Origin of the sequence: Rugamonas apoptosis (genome assembly GCF_014042355.1) — a bacterium.
GTDB classification, from domain to species: domain Bacteria; phylum Pseudomonadota; class Gammaproteobacteria; order Burkholderiales; family Burkholderiaceae_D; genus Rugamonas; species Rugamonas apoptosis.
The window spans coordinates 1-1,488 of sequence record NZ_JACEZU010000032.1; the positions used below are offsets into that span (position 1 = coordinate 1).

At 50.8% G+C, this 1,488-nt stretch carries 1 protein-coding gene and 2 rRNA genes; 2 read left to right on the top strand and 1 reads right to left on the bottom strand.

Features of this window, described 5'->3' with window-relative positions:
• Positions 1-7 precede the first annotated feature (7 nt).
• A 5S ribosomal RNA gene (gene rrf, locus H3H39_RS27265) occupies positions 8-120 on the top strand.
• Between the two features lie 164 nt (positions 121-284).
• Here rrf and H3H39_RS27270 read toward each other — a convergent pair.
• On the bottom strand, positions 285-785 hold the full coding sequence (locus H3H39_RS27270; RefSeq protein ID WP_182157688.1) for a porin family protein: 501 nt from the start codon (positions 783-785) through the stop codon (positions 285-287).
• 593 nt (positions 786-1,378) lie between these two features.
• On the opposite strand from H3H39_RS27270, the gene H3H39_RS27275 reads away from it, so the two are divergent.
• A 16S ribosomal RNA gene (locus H3H39_RS27275) occupies positions 1,379-1,488 on the top strand; the annotation flags it as partial.

Below are 1,488 nucleotides of genomic sequence, written 5' to 3' on the forward strand. Positions count from 1 at the left end.
GTCAAAGCTTGATGACCATAGCAAGTTGGTCCCACCCCTTCCCATCCCGAACAGGACCGTGAAACAACTCTGCGCCGATGATAGTGCTGCAACCAGTGTGAAAGTAGGTTATCGTCAAGCTAGTTATATAGAAAAACCCGCCAGAGAGATCTGGCGGGTTTTTCGCATTCTGCGGCCCGTTCGCCGCGACACTGGCGCGTTTCACTTCAGCACAGCCCGTGCGTCATTTATGAAAAACCCCCCGTCAACGCTTGTGTTGGCGGGGGTTTTTTTCGTTTTCAATATCAGAATTGGAAGCGCAATCCCGCAGTCAGGAAATTGACATCCGTTTTGGTCAGGCGCGATGCCTCCAGATTCAGCGACCATTGACGGTTGAATGCATAGCTGGCGCCGATCCCGATGCTCGGATCGGTTTCGTGCGTGGTCGGCAGTGAGGATCTGGTGGATGGCATTCTCGTGCGACCAATACCCAGGCGCCCATAGACGCCGAATTGATCGCTGACCGGCACCGAGCCCAGCAACGCGACGCCGATATGGCTATCAGGATAATTTCCTGGCGCCGCAAGAAGTCCTTTGAACGGATCGAAGCTCAACGTTTGTGCGAATACCTCTGCACCCAAAGTTGGCGTTGCTTGATATCCAACCGCGAGTGTGCCACTCGCGTCATTCCCACTTTCAACATACTTCGATGAGATGCTGGCCCTGCCCAGTTTAAGGCCCACATAGGCGCCAGGTTCGAAGGCGTCACTGGCGAGAGCGGGCAGCGCGAGTGACAGGCTCAACATGGCTGTGAGGGTGGGACTGATCTGTGATATGCGCATAGAAACCCTAGATGAGATACCAGGCCAAGCTGTCCGCGTGGCCAGGCGAATGATAATGTAACCGTAGGTGAGAATGCATTATTGATAATTTCCTGCGAAATGAATTCTAGTAGTATATTGTTTTTATTGCAAATCTTGAAAACCATCCATGGAGTGCTCGCATTGCTGCGGCGCGGCTACTTGCCAAATCACCCCGTGTTTGTTATAGTTCGGTCCCTCGCGAAACGATGCATGCAAATGTGAGTTGAGCGAGGCGAAACAAGGGGGTTGACGAGTTATACGAAATGCCGCATAATCTCACTTCTCTGCTGCTGACAAACACAACGATTTGTCGATGAGCAGCAAGCAGTACCGAATAAAGTTCTTTAAAAATTCACAGTCGATAAGTGTGGACGTTTGATGGAAGTGCACACGAAGCTAGTCTTCGTGATACTTAAAATATCAAATGTTCACAAGAAATAAATGAAATAGGATACTCGCAAGAGTAGCCTGTCAGTATTTTGAGTGAGCGACCCGTTAGAAATAACGGTGCGAGAAATCGCAAACAAACAGAGATTAAACTGAAGAGTTTGATCCTGGCTCAGATTGAACGCTGGCGGCATGCCTTACACATGCAAGTCGAACGGCAGCGCGGGGCAACCTGGCGGCGAGTGGCGAACGGGTGAGT

Bases quoted from the DNA above. Each gene is read 5' to 3' on its own strand.
- H3H39_RS27270 (WP_182157688.1), bottom strand. From the start codon at position 785: ATGTTGAGCCTGTCACTCGCGCTGCCCGCTCTCGCCAGTGACGCCTTC.